The sequence below is a fragment of the Gracilibacillus sp. Marseille-QA3620 genome, assembly GCF_054950035.1.
In genome coordinates this window covers 502,418-518,736 of sequence record NZ_CM143102.1, presented here as the reverse complement: position 1 = coordinate 518,736, position 16,319 = coordinate 502,418, and the positions used below count along the sequence as shown (strand labels likewise).

The following is a 16,319-nucleotide window of genomic DNA, read 5'->3' as shown; positions in this document are numbered from 1 at the left end:
AGTCTTTCCTCTCTATAATCCCTATCCTCCAAAAAAGAAAGACAGGTATTAAATGGCGTAACTCCCCACTAATACCTGTCTGTTTCTTCTATTCTATGGAGGTCAGTAAATATGCCCCATTATCATTAACGGCCTTATAGGTCCATTCATATTCCTTTGTTTCTGATTTTCCGCTGGAATAGTTTATCTTAATCGTTTCATTGGTTGATATGGTGATTATGCCATGATTCTCTTTGACATCTGTGACTTCATATTCAACCAATTCCTCGCTGGTTCCTTTTGAATAGAGAGAGCCGACTAAGCTTTTCTGACTTTTATAAAGCTCACTGCTCTCTTTCATATATGGAGATACAGCGCTGAAATTATTTTGATTGATTGCTGAAATCAGCCCATTCAGATAGCTATCCATCAGTTGTGCAGCGACTGTAGATAAGTCATCATCATTCTCTGAGCCTTGTTTGACCTCTGTTGATTTTCCTCCTGCCGTCGTATATTGCTTTGGCGATTTTTCTTTCACTTCTTTTGTGTTTTCATCATCGAAAGAATAAGTATACACCATAGAATCCACTAACCATTTCTTCGCTTTTTCATCGTAAATCAGAGAAATGGCATAGGTTTCATCCCGATCTTCAAGAGAGGGGCTATCCCCTTTAAAATAGGTATCATCTTGATAACTCACCAGGGCACTCACATCAGCTGTCCATGCATTCTCCATGTAGGAAACAGTAAATGAATTAAGGTCAAAGACTGTGCCCATGTATTTTCCTGTATAGGATTGTTCAAAAACCTTTAGTTCATCAACATCTTCCTTGACTGACTTTTTATAATCATCGGTAGCTTGAGTCATCTTGGAGGTAGATCCACTTGTATAGGCAATCAACGCTTCACGATTATTTTTCACAATCGCATCCATGATACCCTTCTGTGTTTCTTCATTTTCGCCGAAATTAATGTCGACATAATGACGATCAATCTCTTTTTCTTTTGTCTTGACCTTCCCCCATGGAAGTTCCGCTTCTACAGCCACCTTCATGCTGCCATCTGTTAATACTGGTCCAAATACCGGATTTTTAAATGGATTAACGCCAACATCTTTCCCATTTACATAAAGCTTCCCCTTAAGGTTCAGATTCTCCGCATTAACAGACGTATTAATCTGTACTTCCTTGCCATCTAAGTACAGATTGACGGTTGGTTCGCTTCCGCCGTAAGCCGTTACGGTTTCATCGACGACTAGATCAACAAAATCCGTCTTAAGCTTGGCCTGTAGTTCGTGAATGCCCGGAACATATGGACCATATGTCTTTTCAAAATCTGCTTGATTTGCTTTACCAACCGTTTTCCCATCAATGGTGAGCTCTGTATCCTTATAATTCGTCTCGACGGTCAGATAGACAGAATCCACCATGAGTTCATACTTGTCATAAACAAGGAATTTTCCGTCTTGGACAAGACGAACCATTTGGTCATCCGAGGAACCAAATAAATCATCATACCTATTTACATTCTTCCCATTATCCATCACGACAGCTTGTTTCCTTAGTGCATCGACTGTTTCTTTGATTTCTTCAGGATTTTCCTGATAGTATTTCACAAAGGCGCCGACCGTCTCTTTATTGATTTCAAGCTTTTTGTCATTCGTGTCGAGTATTTTCGCAATTGCTTTTTCATCATGATTGTTCAATGCCTCTTCAAATTGATTAATCATCCTGTCTTTCGATAGAAGATTCTGCCCAACCAAATAGACTGCTAGCAAGATGATTGCCGCAGCTGACCCCGCAATTAGCCACTTCTTCTTTTTAGGCGATATCGGCTGTCTTTCCGGTAGCCTATTTGACTCGTGAGTCCCAGCTTTTTTCTCTTGATTGACAGGTGTGCCGCATGCTTTACAAAATTGGGCATTTGAACTTAATTCTTGACCGCAATTCTTACAATACTTCATTCAAACTCCTCCATCGAAATCTTCTTAGACTATTGCATGAATGTTCTCTAGATATGGGATTGTCGACTTTCATTCTTACCAAAGGAAAGACCCAATATTGGACAATAATGAATCAAACAGCATTTCACCCATGATATATACAAGCACACTAATCAAGATATACGTTAACAAAGTACCGTATACTGCATCCATCCCGTCCTCCGGTGCTTCTTTCTTATAAAATGCAAGCACCATCGGTACGGCGATATAAACCCCTCCAACTAAACCTAATGTGAGAAATAGGATAAACAAGCTAACCTTCAATAATGAGAGAAGTAAACCAATAGCGAGCAAAAACACAAACGGAATAAGTAAGATTCCATACCTGGTAAATACCTCTTTAAATGTCGCATTCACTCGTCCTAATTTAACGGAAAGGAAGGTAAAAGCAGCCACAAGCACAATGAAGATACCGAAGGCAAAGAATGGTTTAATCACGATGTCCATGAAAGGCAAGTCTATATATGTACTGCCGCCAAATCCATAAGTATCTAAACTATTTAAACGGCTTACCACTCCCCTTAAGCCAAAATAGATTGATAACGGGATAAACAAACTAAATAAAACGATCGTTATAATAGCATGTATAAACTGTTGTTTATCCATTGGTTCCTGAATACTCGCATAAGGTTTCTTAAACACATCAAAAAAATAATTTACATATTGCTTGGACTGATCTTTCGTCTTTTTTAAATAATCCTCTGCTTGGGCAGTCGCTGTCCCTTCCTCCTTAACTGGATGATTTGGCTGCTGTTCGCTGCTTTTTGAAGCTTCAACTAAGCGCGTCCCACAATTTTCGCAAAAGTTTCCTCCTTCATTCTCATGCTGACAATTTGGACATTTCATGAAAGCATCTCCTTTTCTCTTTATTTGATTGACTTTTATAACACAACCAAAGATTAATATATCATAATATTCAGTACACATTTAGTCCTTTTATCATAAAGATTTTACTTTTTTTAACATCCTATATCCCTCTCCCGCTCCTCATCTCTTTCTATTAGGCTGTTTTCGTATAGATTGTTGCTTTTGAATAATAAGAGAAAAATCAATTTCTGTGATACCAATAAATGGAGATACCTTCTTCAACTAAAGGGCAGATTAGCTCAAGTTGGTATGTTATCTCATAGTATGTACTTAAATGTAATTATAATAGAATAAAGTAAATACATTCCATAAGAAATGCGTTAGGAGTGCTGGAATTAAAGATTTTGTAAATCTGAATACTAAGCCGAACGCTATACCTAATATAAAACCAAACAGAGGGTATTCTGGATGGGTAAAACCAAATAAAACGGAAGAAATGAATAAGGTAATGAGGTAACTAGGAAGTTTATTTGCCCAAATGGAGATGGGAGCTCTAAATACCAATTCTTCAAAGATAGGCAGCAAAAGTGTCAAATTGATTATAAATAGAACCAACTCGTATGTATCTAACATCATTGTTCCCGTTCTTGAATATGAATTAGTGAGATAATCGAATGTCGCAGATAAGCTCCTATTAAAAATAAATAAATTTGAAATAAAAATGAGTAATAAAGCCATAAAAATAATTACGTATGTATTTAATCTTTTTAATACGCTAAAATCCAACAATTTGATATAAAAGGCTCTAGTTTTCGGGAAGATAAATAAAAATAACACAGTTAGGATTAAACTAATTACTTGAATCTCCAATATGAAATCCTCCTGCTTAAGATTTTGTTATAGATTAATAATTCTATATATATAATTTTAAATCCTCTATTCTTTGTTAACAGGTGCATTAATCCAAGAAAGAATAATACCTTATTCTGTTGAACTCTTTATTAGGCAAACGGAAAAATGAAATTTGTGAGTTAAGTTTGTGAAACAATGTACTTAAAGTAAAGGGGGCTTTCGTTAAACAACGGAGACAGCAAACAAGCTGTCTCTTTTTTTATGGCTCATTAGCAACAATCCATACGAAAACAGCTTTCTATTAAGTCCTTCGGATGCAGCCAGAACCCTCTACTTCGAGGGCATTCTGCTCTTCCTGTGCTTAGCATTTATCTAGATGCCTTTCGACCTAAATCCAACAAAAAAACCATAGGAGACAGAACTTCCTCTGCCTCCTATGGTTCATGTATTTATACTTAATTAATCACAATCTTCTTCTCTTTCGCACTCTCAATGCCGGCTTCAATTAAACGAATAACCGCTAAGCCCTCTTCACCTGTTACTGGGACTTCACTTCCTTCGCGGATGGCGTCTGCGACTTGTTTGAAATAGTCTGCATAATGACCAATAGCGACCTCGATTCTTTCTTTCGTTCCATCCGGTTTCACCAAAAGACTGACGCGGTTTTCATCCCGCTTGCCATACTCTTCGTCATTTGGCATGATACCCGCTTGCAGCTGCGCCTCTTGAGGATCATGACCGCAAACAATATAGGAGCCTTCAGATCCATGAATAGCAAATCGCGGTGTTTGAGCCGCAACCAATGTGCCCCCGCGAATGAGAATACTTCCCTTCTCATATTCAAGGACAACATGGAAGTAATCGGTTGCCTTCGCTCCTTCTCGCTGCTTTTGCAAATTCCCATAAATCGCAGATGGCTCTCCCCACAAACACAAGGCTTGGTCAAGCATATGCGGAGCGATATCATAAAATACACCGCTTCCCGGGATATCGTTTTCCTTCCATCGGTCGCGCACTTCCTTGCGGTAGCGGTCCCAGTTCATTTCAATCGTATGTACATTCCCTAATCTTCCAGAGTCAATCAAATCCTTCACTGTCAGATAATCACCGTCCCAGCGGCGGTTTTGGTAAACACTTAAGACCGTGTTATGCTCTTTCGCCAAGGCAATCAGTTCTTCACCTTCTTCAATCGTTACCACAAATGGCTTTTCGACGATTAAATGCTTACCAGCTTGAATCGCTGTTTTCGCTATAGAATAGTGAGTTGGTGTCGGAGTTGAGATGATGACTAATTCAATTTCCGGCTTTTCCTCAAGCACCTTTTCAATCGATTCATATACAGGGATATCCTGTACACCAGCATGAATCTTCTCTGGATTACGAACAACAATTGCGGATAACTCAAATTCCTTCATATCTTGAATAAACGGGGCATGGAATTTAGAACCTGATAGCCCGTATCCAATAATAGCTGTTTTGATTGGTTTCATCTGCGTGACTCTCCTCATTCTTCTAGTCTATTAATAATCCATTGAAACATTTATTGAGTATTCACTCCACATATAACAGCTTTGCTGTGAACACCGCTCCATCTATTTTAGTCTATATATTCTATTGTAACGAAGTATGAAAACCCTTTATTGAATATTTTTATTCCATAACAGGAAATTCGCGGTACATTCCTTTAACCTTCACAAAAAAAAAGCAGCTAAACCCTTTCACTTCGTTAAGGATTTAGCTGCATTCTCTCTAGCTCTTCAAATCATTCGGCTCTTTTTTCTCAGGTGCTTTTATAGCAGGCAGTTCATCCAGACTCTTAAAGGTGTATCCGCGCTTTTTCAAATCGGTAATGGCTTTGCCCAGTGCCTCGGCATTGTCACGCGATACAGAGTGAAGCAAGATAATCGCCCCAGGGTGTACTTGCGCCATGATGTTATCATAGGAATATTTCCATCCCTGCTGACGGTTCACATCCCAATCAAGAAAGGCAACTGACCAAAGTATATGCTTATATCCTAGGTCATTGCATAGCTGGAGAGTCCTCTCGCTAAAAATTCCGCGAGGCGGACGCATATACTTCATTTCCTTTTGCCCGGTCAATTCCGCTGTTTTCTGCTTAACGGTATCGAGCTCTTCTTTTAATTTATCATCTGAAACATGAGTGAAGTCAGGATGATTCCAGGAATGGTTCCCGATAATATGCCCTTCCTTCACCATCCGCTTCACAAGCGGCTCAGCTGTTTTTAAATAGTGCCCTGTAACAAAGAAGGCCGCCGGTACCTTATGTTCCTTCAATACATCCAATACCTTCTCGGTATACCCATTCTCATAGCCGTTATCAAAGGTAAGATAGATCTCCTTCTTTGTTGTTTCAACCTTATAAATCGCCCCGTATTTCTCCACGATGGCATTGTATTTCGGCCCAGCATCTGCCGGCTCCTCGTTCTTACCTTTATTAAATCCCCAATCATAGCGGACATTTGAGACAGCCTGCGCGGTGCCGAGACATAGCCCAAACATCATTAAGACTGACAAGCATGTAATGATGGTCTTTTTCACCGATGTCCCTCCTAATCGTAAAAAGTTAGTCTGTATATTTTTTGCTGAAGGACAGGAATTATACAATAAAAAAAGCCTAAAGCACTTAGGCTTCAGGCTCTGCATCCGGACGGTTTTTAAAGCTTTGGAATTTCTCCTCAATAGAATCAACCATCTCAATTAAACGGTCAATATCTTCCACGTCAGTTGTCTCAGGCTCCATTTGGTTTAATACCTCAATAAACAATTCGAGGCGGTCCTTTAAATATCTCACTTGATCTTCTCTATTATAAATCGGTGTTGTCACGCGTAATCCGACTCCTTTCACATAAGATGAACCTTCCATTTAACGGGGATTTTTATCCTCGCTGATTGTTAGTTAAATCAATCGGACGCTTTCGGACAGATGATTTCTTTTTAGACGGAAGTCTCCTATCCGGGATAACTCCTATCGTAAACGATAATTCGCCTGTCTGCAACAGAAAAACAGGCTTCAACCAGCCTGTTTTCTTTGAAGCCGTAACAATCATCAGCTTGGACGCACAGCGGCCTTGAATTCAAATGAGGCATGATCTTGGATAGGAATCCATGCTCCTATTCCTTGCGAGGTCACATTCTTCACAATAATCTCCCGCTTGCTGCCCTTAAGGACAAGATATACCTCACCATATGTCACCTTTCCCTTTTCATTAATGGCAGAAGCATACGTATATAAATAACCAAGCCGTTTTGGCGGTATATTATAAATACGGTCCTTCTTCGTACCTGCACCAACGACTGTCTCAAAAGCAAGAGGAAGCTTAGAATTTGCGGAAGCCCTCATCAGCATCATTTTCTGAACATCACCACTCGATGGAATCTTTGCTGTTAAGCCGCCTTTAACAACCTTCTGTGTCTCTTGTACATAGTGAATTTGAAAATTAGCATTGCCGCCGCGATTGTCATAGAAGTTCGTATTAACCTTCTGGTATTCCCAGTTTGGCGAAGTTTCCATTGACTCATAATTGAGTGCCCATTTCCCTAAATAGATTGTTGCTCTATACCAAAATGCGACTGGATTTGTCCCGATATTTGTTTCATTCAGCATATGAATCAGCTCAGGGTTCTCAATTTTGACATTGCTGGAATCAAGCAATTGCTTCGAAAGCTCACTCGGCTCAAGTGTTGGAATATCCTGGCTGACATTCGGGTACGTATTCTCTTTATTGATTGATAAAACAGAATCAGGAATCTTGTATTTTGCTTCCGTGCTTTTTTGTTCAAGCTTAACGGGAGGAGCAGCAAAATGTTCAGCAGGAACGAGAAAAAGCATCATCGCGGACAATAAAATAAATGCACTCTTCTTCATGCATGGAACTCCTTTCATTGAGAACAAAAGACTTTATCAAAGAACGCTCTGATCTGCCCTTCATAAAGTCTGCCTAAAAGAATTTTGTGCCGTTATTTTCTGTCAGCAAGCAGAAATCTATGCAGTTAATAAGCTGATTTATTTTTCCATATTATTGTCACAAAAATAAAGCGACCATGGTTCACTTGTAACAATTTTGTAAATTTCAGAATATTTACAAAAGTCTGCATGCATGTTATTATAGTCCTAACCAACAGCAAAGGAGGCGAAATCACTAACCAGCAAAAACCACTGGGAGGAATGCTTATCGAAACAATCCTCACGAAGCAAAAGCACGTTATCGATTTCGTCAGTTTGCAAAATGCCGCGGACCACTATCCATGAAAAGGCGGTGACCAATAGCAAGGTAACTCGAGTAGACTATCCTATTTGTTGAATGGCATTTGGCTTTTATTATGAACGTACAGGAACACTTATAAAGGACCCTGAACACGCATATAGCGCATTCAGGGTCCTTTTTCACATTCCTATATTAAATAAAATCCGAGCCCCATCAGCACATATGCCGCAATCAGGGTAAGCCCTTCAAACCAGTTTGACTCTCCATCATTGGTGATAACAATCATTAAGAGCACAGACAGGGCCATAGCTACTAGCTCCGGCAGCGTGAAGACAAGCGGCATCTGCTCCTCGAACAGGAAGGAAACCAGCACGAGCACCGGCGCGACAAACATAGCCACCTGAAGCGTCGAGCCAACGGCAATTTCGACTGCTATGTCCATTTTATTTTTGAACGCAAAGATAACAGCGGATGCATGCTCAGCCGCATTCCCGACAATTGCGACAATAATAACCCCAATGAACAGCTCTGTCCATCCAAGCTGTTCGCCGACAACCTCAAATGTATGGACCAAATTCTCCGATACATAAGCAACAGCAAGTGTAGCAAGAGCTAGGACGATAATTGCCCTTCTCTTTCCCCACTCCGGCTCCTCCTCTTCCTCTATAAGGGCCTGTCCCTCATCTTGACGGCTATAAACCCCGCGGTGAGTGACGAGCTTGAAGTACAGGGCCGCGATATAGAGAAGAATAAGGATAATCGAAATCCCTGCACTCAGCACCATTTGTTTGTCAGCATCAATCTCTCCAGCAAACACCTCAGGTATAATGAAGGCAACCAAAACACCAAATGTCATTAGCCCTGCATTATGGCGGGCATCAAACACATTGAATTTCTGCCGTTTAAATTTCAACCCTCCGAGGAAAAAGGAAGCCCCCGTTACTAGTAGTAAATTGCCTATGACACTCCCTGTCAATGAAGCAAGTACGATTCCAATAAGTCCCGCTTTTAAGGAGAAGATGGAGATGATCAGCTCAACCGCATTTCCGAATGTCGCATTTAACAGACCGCCAATCCTTGGCCCGGCAATAATGGCTAAGCTTTCCGTCGCTCTCCCCATGAAACTCGCAAGTGCGATAATCGTCAAACAATAGACGGCGAACATCAACAGGCTTGGCCATCCAAGCAATGAACCCGCTATTGAAAGCGGCAATCCAATAATAATTAGAATGAAAAAGATTTTTTGTCCCATTACAATCTCCTTTACAGCAAGAAAAATATTTTTGATAATTGCTACTATTACTATTGCCAAAATACATAAAGAAACTTAACATTTATTTCAGACAGAACGAGGAGCATAAAAGAATGAATACACAATATGAAAGAATACGGTTTTGGTCGCTCATCATCCTTGTCGGAGTATCAGGTTTCTCGCAAGGCATGCTGCTTCCGCTTATATCCATCATTTTTGAACAGGATGGGATTAGTTCCTCAATGAATGGTTTAAATGCGACAGGTCTCTACCTAGGCATATTATTAATCTCCCCGTTTATGGAGATCCCATTACGAAAATTTGGTTACAAACCGCTTATCATGTTTGGCGGCATGACGGTAGTGTGTGCGTTTCTCTTGTTTCCATTCCTGGATTCCTTCTGGTTTTGGTTCCTTTTGCGAATGATCATTGGAATCGGGGATCACACCCTTCACTTCACTACCCAGACGTGGATTACAGCCTTCACGCCTATGCACAAAAGGGGACGGAACCTGGCCGTTTACGGACTTTCCTTCAGCCTCGGTTTTGCCGCAGGGCCTATGTTAACCAATCTGATTGAAATCAATCGCTCACTACCCTTCATGGCTGCCTCCATCATCAGCCTGCTTGCATGGCTGACGGTTTTCCTGCTTAAGAACGAGCATCCGGAGGAGGACATGGAAAGCGCCAATTTCCTTGGCACGCTCCGCCGTTTCAAAAAAGTAGCGAAATACGCATGGGTAGCTTTCCTTCCGCCATTTGGCTATGGGTTTCTTGAAGCCTCATTAAATGGGAACTTCCCGGTTTATGCTTTAAGGCTTGATTTAGATATTCAGCAAGTATCCTTTATCCTGCCTGCCTTTGCCATCGGCAGCCTTGTCTCTCAAATTCCGCTTGGGATGTTAAGCGATACAATCGGGAGAAAGCGTGTACTAGTGCTGATTCTGCTTGGAGGATCAGCCACGTTCCTTACAGCAGGGTTTATTGAGCAGACGGCAATTGGTTTATTTGCGGCCATCTTCATCGCCGGTATGTTCGTCGGATCTACCTTTTCACTTGGCATGAGCTATATGACTGACCTCCTGCCGCCCCAGCTGCTTCCAGCAGGTAACATTATATTCGGCGTTGTCTTCAGTATCGGAAGCATTGCTGGCCCCTTTTTCGGCGGGCTGGCGATTCAATTCATGCCTGGCGGGAACTTCCTTCTCGTGCTCGGTGCTATGCTGATTATAATATTAACTGCAGTCAGTCTGTTTAAACCAAAGTATGAAGACACAAAAAAAGGTATGCACTCCTCTATATGAGGTGCATACCTTTTTCTATCCCCAGAAAACGAAAGCAAACTGGTGCCTTAAGCCTGTTTTTCTCGGTTAACGATAATGATGCCTGCCGCCACTAAACATAAGGAGACTAACACCATTGCCTGCAAGGTTTCATTTAATAAGATAGTAGATAGAAGAACACCGAATACCGGCACAAGGAATAAGTACATTGAAACCTTGCCGACCGGATTGTACTTCATCACATTATTCCAAATGAAGAATCCCGTTGCTGACACAAAGGATAAATACAAGAGCAGCAAAGCAGATATCCAATCAAAATAGAAGGGAATCGGCCCTTCTAAGCTAACCCCAATTACAGCAAGGGCAGCCCCGCCCATCATCATTTGCCACGATGTCAGCACACCAACTGGTATTTCCCTGCTCGCTTGCTTAGCCTGAATATTTCCAAAAGCACTTGCCATCATCGCGGCAATCAACAGCCATTCCCCTGTACTGAAATGAATATCCACATGACCGCCATTCGTATTGGCAAGCACAACACCCGCAAACCCAATAATCATGCCGGCGATTTTTCTCATGCTCAGTTTATCATCTACATAAATGAAGTGAGCGAAAATGATTTGAAAGAATGTCGTTGTCCCAGCAATAATAGACCCTTGTACTCCTGTGGAGAGACTAAGTCCAATATAAAAGAACACATATTGCAGAAATGTCTGAAACAACCCCACCTTTATAAGTGGAAAAACATCCTTTCTCTTCGGAAGCGCAATCCCCTTCCAAAGATAAAAGATGAACCATAATAATAACCCAGCCAAGAAGAATCGATAGCCAGCAAACAGCATTTGCTTCCCAAACTCTCCGGAGGCAATACCAAAATGCTCATAGCTCTTCTTAACGACCGGAATGGCGCTCCCCCACAAAAAGGTCGCTCCCATAGCAGATGCCAGTACACCTGCCGGATATGTAAAAAATTTCTTTGCACTCACTCTAAGTTCCTCCAGTAAATTAAATAACCATATAAATAATACCACTTAACAACCGATAGCGGGTATGTTATAATAATTATAAAGAGAAGTAAATAATAATAATTATAAATAAGAAAGCAAACCCTTTGCTGTCGCTGTAAAAAGCGGCAGCAAATGCTGTTTTATATCCCTAATGATGATGAATATTATTCTCAATTAAAATGAAATTTTCTTAATTAGATGATTAGCATTCTCAATTAGGCCAAAAGGAGGAAAAAAAGATGGATACTGTTATTAACAGCAGCAGCTCACAAACTACACCACAAAAGCCGAATAAATGGAAGAACTTCTCTGAGAAATTCAGCTCCTTATGGGAACTACTCGCAGCTGGGGTAAGCGGCTTGCTTATCTTACTTGGTTGGTTTTTATCCAACCAAGACTTAGCCACCGCTTCAGCGATTACGTATATACTTGCCTATGTAATTGGCGGCTACGCGAAAGCGAAGGAAGGCATTACCCAAACTATTGAGGAGAAGAAGCTTAACGTTGAGCTCCTGATGATTCTGGCCGCTGTCGGTTCAGCCATGATTGGCTACTGGACAGAAGGTGCCGTTTTAATCTTCATCTTCTCCTTAAGCGGAGCCCTTGAGACTTATACCATGAATAAGAGCCATAAAGAAATCTCCTCCTTGATGAATTTGCAGCCAGAGGAGGCATTAAGAATTGTCGGTGATAAAGAAGAAATCGTCGCTGTCAGTGAATTAAAGGTCGGCGATTTAATCCTGATCAAACCAGGTGAGAGGGTACCATCTGACGGGATTATTAAAGTCGGTGAAACGGCCATTGACGAGGCTGCCATTACAGGGGAATCAATCCCTGTTAGCAAAAAGCCCGGCTACGAGGTATTCGCCGGCACAGTGAATGCAACCGGCACCATTAGAGTCGAAGTAACAAAGCCAAATAGCGAAACCCTGTTCCAAAAAATCATCACGCTCGTCCAAAATGCTCAAAGTGAAAAATCACCATCCCAATTATTCATTGAGCGCTTTGAGGATACGTATGTGAAAACCGTTCTTGTTGTCGTCGCCGTTATGATGTTCCTGCCGCATTACGTGCTAGGCTGGTCTTGGACAGAAACGTTCTATAGAGCTATGGTGCTTTTAGTTGTCGCATCTCCATGTGCACTTGTCGCCTCTATTATGCCAGCAACATTGGCTGCTATCTCAAACGGGGCGAAAAACGGAATCCTCTTTAAAGGAGGGGTCCATCTCGAGCAGCTTGGCAATGTCAAAGCCATTGCCTTTGATAAAACAGGTACCCTTACACAAGGAAAGCCTGTGGTCACTGATATCATTACACGGGACGATATTGACCAAAAGGCGTTCATGCTAAGTGTGGCATCTATTGAACAGAATTCGAATCACCCGCTTGCCCAATCCATCGTCAACTATGTGAAGGAAGCCTATCAAGAATCTCTTCCGCGTGTTGACTCTGAAGAGGTATCCGGATTTGGTGTAGCCGGAACTGTAGAAGGCCGCCATTACAAAATTGGCAAAAAGGATTTTGTCGGCCGCGAAGCAGCTAATACATTTAAAGACGGGATTGCCGATGTATTGGCTGCAGACGGAAAAACATTATCATTCGTCCAGGACGAACACGGCATAGCTGGAATCATCGCCCTGAAGGATGTTGTCCGCAGCGAAACAAGAGGTGCGTTAGAAGCCTTGAAGAGCCAGGGTGTCTACACATGCATGCTGACTGGTGATAACGAAAGAACAGCTCATGCTATCGCCAAAGAAAGCCATTTAGCCGGTTATGTGGCAGAATGCCTTCCAGAGCGCAAAGTGGAGGAAATCAAGAAACTCCGTGAGGAATACACAACAGTCGCCATGGTTGGTGACGGTATTAATGATGCTCCTGCTCTCGCAAGTGCATCCATTGGAATCGCCATGGGAGAAGGTACAGATGTAGCGCTTGAAACAGCTGATATCGTCTTGATGAAGAATGATTTACCAAAGATTTCAGAAGCCATTAAACTATCGAAGAGAATGAACCGGATCATTCGCCAAAATGTCATCTTCTCCATCACCGTTATCATGGTGCTCATCTGCTCAAACTTCTTCCAAGTCCTCGACCTACCATTCGGTGTCATCGGACATGAAGGAAGTACAATCCTCGTCATTTTGAACGGATTGCGCCTGCTTAAATCTTAAGAAATAAGTATAATTGAGTCCGCTCCTCTTCGGGAGCGGGCTTTTTTTGCTGGGAGAAGGTGCTGCTGGGGAGACGAGGTTTCCGCTCCCCTTTGAAGTTAGCGACATACCGCTGTTGTTATCGCCCATATGCCGGATTTTTCGCCCTTACACTGTAACTCTCGCCCTTACACTTGGTTTTCCGTCCATACCTTAAAAATCACCCTTCATTGTAGAACACCTAAAAAATTTCATCTTGAAATTACTGAAAGGCTTTTTGCATGATTTCTCGTACTTTTCTTCTTAAATCCATAATAGCTCCTCTGATTACACCATTTTCATTCAGCGAGTAAACTAAGGGTCCCATTAAATCACAAAAAAAGACTTCCCTTAAAGGAAAGTCCCCTCTATTTCTTCGCTCGATTATGGCGTAAAACCGCGTTTATTTCTCCGCCGACAATGATGACCAGTCCTGATAGATAGAACCAGAGCATCAAGACAATTAATCCGCCTAAACTTCCATACGTAGATGTATAGTTGCCAAATGAGTTGACATAGAAAGAGAAGGCCAGCGAGGATAATGCCCACCCAATACTTGCGAACAACGCTCCAGGCCATGCTGACTTAAGAGATATCTTGATATTTGGAGCAAGCCAATAGAGCATCGTGAAGACAAAGGTAGTAACTGCGATTGAAATGGTCCAGCGCAGTAACGTGTATACATAGGATGGCTCAAATCCCAGGATATCGAAGACAACCTCAAGAATCATTCTTCCGAAAATCGGAAGCAGCAGCGACACGACTACAACGAAAATCATAGCCAACGTCAGGACGAGGGCTAGTGCCCTGCTAACGATAAAGGAACGGTTCTCTTCTACATCATACGCATGATTCAGTGCCCGAATGATGGCATTAATCCCATTTGATGCGGACCAAATGGTTGCCAAGATCCCGAAGGACAACAAGCCGCCATTACGGGATTCCATGATTGTCGCAAGACTTGACTCAAGTAAATCTACTGAATCATCTGGTACATACGCATCAAGCATACTGATAATATCCTCGGTTGATATCGGAAAATACGGCAAAAGCGTAATCGTGAAAATTAACATTGGAAAGATTGATAATAAAAAATAATAGGCCAACTGGGCTGCAAGCCCAGTGATTTCATCTTCCTTGATCTTTTCGTAGAGATGTTTTAGAAGGGATTTCTTCTTATACCGATCGACATCCGTCACAACTTTCGCCACATCAGTTCCTCCTTAAAGTAGATTATTGGATGGAAGTAGAAGTGGCATTCTTATTCATGGATGCTTGGTCATTCACATCATCATCATTCGTATGCTTATCTACGACAACTTCCTTCGTTTCTTTGATGACACCCGCTACTTGCGGCGGCACTTCCTTCATTTCATCGACCTTGCTTGAGATGAAGGCAACATCCTCGCTGATTTGCTCAATGCTTGTACGCAGCTTTCCGCTCATTTCCTTCAAACTTCCAACAAGATCATCAGGATTCTTCGCCACTGATTTCACATTGGTCACCATACTTTTGCTTCCGTTCATCACAGAATTACGCGTGTTGCGGTCAAGCAAGCTGATTGCGATTCCTGCGACTGCGCCGCCTAAAATACCGAGCCATAGCTTATTGCTTTTTCTGTTTCTCATTCTATTCCACTCCTTTTATTTTTCTGTTTCATACAATAGATTTACCTATATCAGAGGGGTTGTAAACATAATCTCCCAATTTTGAATGAAAGCTCCCTTATTCGATCCTCTCTTTAACTATACGCTAAATAACTGTTTGACACCCGTATAGATAAATGGAAAAATAAAGGCTATCAATCATAAAAGCGAGGGATGATTCAGTTGATGGATTTATCTAAGAAAAGCCCGGAGAACGTTGAGCATATCATTTCATCCATACAAGGAAAATTACAAATGATCAATGCAGCTGCCATGAAGCCAGAAAGCTTCACAGACAGTTCCTATGAGGACCTGCTCGACATTTACGAAATGGTCATGGCAAAGGACCGCTTCAGTCCAAGCGAAATGCAAGCCATCGTGGAAGAACTAGGCAATCTAAAGAAATAAGCAGAAAGGGGAAGGACATTTCAATAAGTCCTTCCCCTTTTATTTTATTTATTCAGCAATGCCAAAGACTCACGGTTAAAAGCAGGAATATCATCCGGCTGCCTGCTTGTAACAAGCTGTTCGCCGCATACGAATACCTCTTGGTCATGGTATGTCGCACCTGCATATTCCAAATCTACTTTAATGGATTTATATCCGGTTACATCACGGCCTTCAAGTGCCTTGGCAGTAATAAGCAATTGAGGACCATGGCAAATGGCAAAGACAGGCTTTTTCTCATCCATAAATGCTTTGGCGAATGCGACAAAGCGCTCATCACCGCGAAGTTGGTCTGGAGAGAAGCCTCCTGGGATGAATAATGCATCATACTCATCAGGTGTGACTTCATCAATTCCTTTGTCAATGGCCACCTGCTCCTGTCCCTGTTTTCCTTCAACGGTTTTCCCTTTTTCGAAGCCAATGGTAATTACTTCATGTCCAGCCTCTTTGAATGACTTAGCTGGGTCGGTGTATTCAACATCCTCGAATAAATCTGTCATCACACATGCAATTTTTTTACCCATAATCCATTCCTCCCGTTGTAATGAAATGTTTCTCATTCCATCTGTTCCCGGTAGAGGTGTTTATAAACCATATTTAGACAATTCAAAAAAGCACGTCCCAAATT

16 protein-coding genes are annotated in these 16,319 nt (G+C 41.7%); 3 read left to right on the top strand and 13 right to left on the bottom strand.

Features of this window, described 5'->3' with window-relative positions:
- Positions 1-88: 88 nt before the first annotated feature.
- The 9 genes from ACY8DX_RS02615 to cax all read right to left on the bottom strand — a co-directional run bounded on the left by ACY8DX_RS02615 (position 89) and on the right by cax (position 9,118).
- Positions 89-1,942 carry a zinc ribbon domain-containing protein gene (locus ACY8DX_RS02615; RefSeq protein WP_462406156.1) on the bottom strand — a complete coding sequence of 618 codons (1,854 nt, stop codon included), beginning with the start codon at positions 1,940-1,942 and terminating at the stop codon, positions 89-91.
- Between the two features lie 75 nt (positions 1,943-2,017).
- Positions 2,018-2,827, bottom strand: coding sequence for a zinc ribbon domain-containing protein (locus tag ACY8DX_RS02610; protein WP_049672226.1), 810 nt, complete (start codon positions 2,825-2,827; stop codon positions 2,018-2,020).
- Positions 2,828-3,118: 291 nt separating this feature from the next.
- Positions 3,119-3,421, bottom strand: coding sequence for a CPBP family intramembrane glutamic endopeptidase (locus ACY8DX_RS02605; protein WP_462406883.1), 303 nt, complete (start codon positions 3,419-3,421; stop codon positions 3,119-3,121).
- A 674-nt stretch (positions 3,422-4,095) separates the two neighbouring features.
- Positions 4,096-5,130, bottom strand: a complete 1,035-nt coding sequence (locus ACY8DX_RS02600) for an oxidoreductase (protein WP_049672235.1) — start codon at positions 5,128-5,130, stop codon at positions 4,096-4,098.
- Positions 5,131-5,389: 259 nt separating this feature from the next.
- A complete protein-coding gene (gene pdaA / locus ACY8DX_RS02595; RefSeq protein WP_439803457.1) occupies positions 5,390-6,199 on the bottom strand; it encodes a delta-lactam-biosynthetic de-N-acetylase in 810 nt (269 codons plus the stop codon).
- Between the two features lie 85 nt (positions 6,200-6,284).
- Positions 6,285-6,524 (bottom strand): SE1561 family protein, encoded by a 240-nt coding sequence (locus ACY8DX_RS02590; RefSeq protein WP_049672236.1) that lies wholly within the window; start codon positions 6,522-6,524, stop codon positions 6,285-6,287.
- A gap of 13 nt (positions 6,525-6,537) precedes the next feature.
- Positions 6,538-6,708: a hypothetical protein gene (locus tag ACY8DX_RS02585; RefSeq protein ID WP_462406155.1), complete on the bottom strand. Its 171-nt coding sequence runs from the start codon at positions 6,706-6,708 to the stop codon at positions 6,538-6,540.
- Positions 6,708-7,526, bottom strand: a complete 819-nt coding sequence (locus ACY8DX_RS02580) for a YfkD family protein (RefSeq protein WP_462406154.1) — start codon at positions 7,524-7,526, stop codon at positions 6,708-6,710. The genes ACY8DX_RS02585 and ACY8DX_RS02580 overlap by 1 nt, the downstream gene beginning before the upstream one ends.
- A gap of 527 nt (positions 7,527-8,053) precedes the next feature.
- The gene (cax, locus tag ACY8DX_RS02575) at positions 8,054-9,118 is read right to left on the bottom strand and encodes a calcium/proton exchanger (protein WP_049672238.1); all 1,065 of its coding nucleotides are present in this window, start codon (positions 9,116-9,118) and stop codon (positions 8,054-8,056) included.
- Between the two features lie 113 nt (positions 9,119-9,231).
- On the opposite strand from cax, the gene ACY8DX_RS02570 reads away from it, so the two are divergent.
- Positions 9,232-10,422 carry an MFS transporter gene (locus tag ACY8DX_RS02570; protein ID WP_049672239.1) on the top strand — a complete coding sequence of 397 codons (1,191 nt, stop codon included), beginning with the start codon at positions 9,232-9,234 and terminating at the stop codon, positions 10,420-10,422.
- A gap of 47 nt (positions 10,423-10,469) precedes the next feature.
- Here ACY8DX_RS02570 and ACY8DX_RS02565 read toward each other — a convergent pair whose 3' ends face one another.
- Positions 10,470-11,387 (bottom strand): DMT family transporter, encoded by a 918-nt coding sequence (locus ACY8DX_RS02565; RefSeq protein ID WP_156185661.1) that lies wholly within the window; start codon positions 11,385-11,387, stop codon positions 10,470-10,472.
- A gap of 260 nt (positions 11,388-11,647) precedes the next feature.
- Between ACY8DX_RS02565 and ACY8DX_RS02560 the strand changes: the two genes are divergently transcribed.
- On the top strand, positions 11,648-13,579 hold the full coding sequence (locus tag ACY8DX_RS02560; RefSeq protein WP_049672240.1) for a heavy metal translocating P-type ATPase: 1,932 nt from the start codon (positions 11,648-11,650) through the stop codon (positions 13,577-13,579).
- 386 nt (positions 13,580-13,965) lie between these two features.
- On the opposite strand, the gene ACY8DX_RS02555 is transcribed toward ACY8DX_RS02560, so the two are convergent.
- Complete coding sequence (locus tag ACY8DX_RS02555; RefSeq protein ID WP_082197204.1) at positions 13,966-14,808, bottom strand: YihY/virulence factor BrkB family protein; 843 nt, start codon at positions 14,806-14,808, stop codon at positions 13,966-13,968.
- Positions 14,809-14,830: 22 nt separating this feature from the next.
- Positions 14,831-15,226 (bottom strand): YtxH domain-containing protein, encoded by a 396-nt coding sequence (locus tag ACY8DX_RS02550; protein WP_049672241.1) that lies wholly within the window; start codon positions 15,224-15,226, stop codon positions 14,831-14,833.
- A 204-nt stretch (positions 15,227-15,430) separates the two neighbouring features.
- On the opposite strand from ACY8DX_RS02550, the gene ACY8DX_RS02545 reads away from it, so the two are divergent.
- Positions 15,431-15,652, top strand: a complete 222-nt coding sequence (locus tag ACY8DX_RS02545) for a DUF1128 domain-containing protein (protein ID WP_049672242.1) — start codon at positions 15,431-15,433, stop codon at positions 15,650-15,652.
- 44 nt (positions 15,653-15,696) lie between these two features.
- On the opposite strand, the gene ACY8DX_RS02540 is transcribed toward ACY8DX_RS02545, so the two are convergent.
- Entirely contained in the window at positions 15,697-16,215 is a 519-nt protein-coding gene (locus ACY8DX_RS02540; RefSeq protein WP_439803459.1) for a type 1 glutamine amidotransferase domain-containing protein, read from the bottom strand.
- Between the last annotated feature and the right edge of the window lie 104 nt (positions 16,216-16,319).

Coding starts and splice junctions, on each gene's coding strand:
- ACY8DX_RS02540 (WP_439803459.1), bottom strand. CDS start 16,215: ATGGGTAAAAAAATTGCATGTGTGATGACAGATTTATTCGAGGATGTT.
- ACY8DX_RS02610 (WP_049672226.1), bottom strand. CDS start 2,827: ATGAAATGTCCAAATTGTCAGCATGAGAATGAAGGAGGAAACTTTTGC.
- ACY8DX_RS02615 (WP_462406156.1), bottom strand. CDS start 1,942: ATGAAGTATTGTAAGAATTGCGGTCAAGAATTAAGTTCAAATGCCCAA.
- ACY8DX_RS02560 (WP_049672240.1), top strand. CDS start 11,648: ATGGATACTGTTATTAACAGCAGCAGCTCACAAACTACACCACAAAAG.
- ACY8DX_RS02605 (WP_462406883.1), bottom strand. CDS start 3,421: ATGTTAGATACATACGAGTTGGTTCTATTTATAATCAATTTGACACTT.
- ACY8DX_RS02585 (WP_462406155.1), bottom strand. CDS start 6,708: ATGATTGTTACGGCTTCAAAGAAAACAGGCTGGTTGAAGCCTGTTTTT.
- ACY8DX_RS02600 (WP_049672235.1), bottom strand. CDS start 5,130: ATGAAACCAATCAAAACAGCTATTATTGGATACGGGCTATCAGGTTCT.
- cax (WP_049672238.1), bottom strand. CDS start 9,118: ATGGGACAAAAAATCTTTTTCATTCTAATTATTATTGGATTGCCGCTT.
- ACY8DX_RS02550 (WP_049672241.1), bottom strand. CDS start 15,226: ATGAGAAACAGAAAAAGCAATAAGCTATGGCTCGGTATTTTAGGCGGC.
- ACY8DX_RS02570 (WP_049672239.1), top strand. CDS start 9,232: ATGAATACACAATATGAAAGAATACGGTTTTGGTCGCTCATCATCCTT.
- ACY8DX_RS02580 (WP_462406154.1), bottom strand. CDS start 7,526: ATGAAGAAGAGTGCATTTATTTTATTGTCCGCGATGATGCTTTTTCTC.
- ACY8DX_RS02590 (WP_049672236.1), bottom strand. CDS start 6,524: ATGGAAGGTTCATCTTATGTGAAAGGAGTCGGATTACGCGTGACAACA.
- ACY8DX_RS02545 (WP_049672242.1), top strand. CDS start 15,431: ATGGATTTATCTAAGAAAAGCCCGGAGAACGTTGAGCATATCATTTCA.